Source organism: Microbacterium sp. Bi128 (assembly GCF_918698205.1).
The window spans coordinates 1-1,281 of record NZ_CAKKMM010001430.1; the positions used below are offsets into that span (position 1 = coordinate 1).

The window sequence follows — 1,281 nt, forward strand, 5'->3', positions numbered from 1 at the left end:
TCCTGGACCGGCACCGGCCGTCCTCGGCCGACCAGTCCCCGCTCTGGTACACCTCCGCCTACCCGGAGTCGAAGTGGATCGCTGACTGGAAGATGCTCGCCGCCCGCTATAAGAACGATCCCACCGTCATCGGCGCCGACCTTCACAATGAGCCTGCCGGGGCGGCGACGTGGGGCGGCGCCGCGGCCACCGACTGGCAGGCCGCGGCCACCCGCGGCGGCAACGCCGTCTTGGCCTCCAACCCCAACCTGCTGATCATCGTTGAGGGCATCGAGAACCAGGGCAACGGCACCTCCACCTGGTGGGGCGGCGGCCTGGCCGACGTCAAGAACAAGCCGGTCACCCTGGCCACGCCCAACCGCGTGGTCTATTCCCCGCATGACTACCCGGCGTCGCTGTTTGCGCAGAAGTGGTTCAGCGACCCCACCTACCCCAACAACCTGCCGGCCGTGTGGGATGCCAACTGGGGTTACATCCAGAAGCAGGGCATCGCCCCGGTTCTGCTCGGAGAGTTCGGGACCGCGCTGCAGACCACGTCGGACAAGCAGTGGATGGAGAAGATCGTCTCCTACCTCGGGACCAATTCCATGAGCTTCGCGTATTGGGCGTTCAACCCGAACAGCGGCATTACCGGAGGCCTTGTCCAGGCGGACTGGCGCACCCCGGAGGCCGCCAAACTGGCCGCGCTCGCGCCCATCCTGAACGGCACCCCGACGCCGACCGCAACCGCCACGCCGTCGCCGTCGCCGACCGCCACCGCCACGGCGACGCCGACGCCGACCGTCACGCCGACGCCCTCGCCGTCTCCCACCCCTACATCGGGCGCGCCGATCAGCGCGGTTTGGAAACTCGGTAGTTCATGGACCGGCGGCTACGTGGCCAATATCGAGGTCACCGGCCTCCGGGCGGCGGCCGGTTGGAGCGTGAGCTGGCCCGATCCGAACGTCACCCGGGTGGCCAACTCCTGGGGCATCAGCTGCACGGTGCTCCCCAAGGTGTCGGTGACCTGCAGCGGCTCGGACTGGGCCACCAAGGTCGCCGCCGGCCAGAAACTGTCCGTAGGCCTGCAGGTGGATTCGCTGAAGGCTCCCGTGAACCCGGTGCTCACCCTGAAGTAGCCGGCCGTGCGAGGACGCCCTCACCGCCCAACGTGTTGACGAGAAGCAGATTGGAGCCGCGGCCACAGCTGCACGTGAGCGACTCCATGCTCCGGCCTGCGCGGGCGCGGAACGGGGTGCGGGTAATCTAGTCATTTTCGCCGCACTCATGATAGGCATGAAC

1 protein-coding gene is annotated in these 1,281 nt (G+C 67.8%); it reads left to right on the forward strand.

Annotation, left to right across the window (positions count from 1 at the left end; all coding sequences use genetic code 11):
- Positions 1–1,118: cellulase family glycosylhydrolase (locus LQV45_RS33400; protein WP_230012039.1), on the forward strand; the 1,118-nt coding region annotated here is incomplete at its 5' end.
- Positions 1,119–1,281 lie beyond the last annotated feature (163 nt).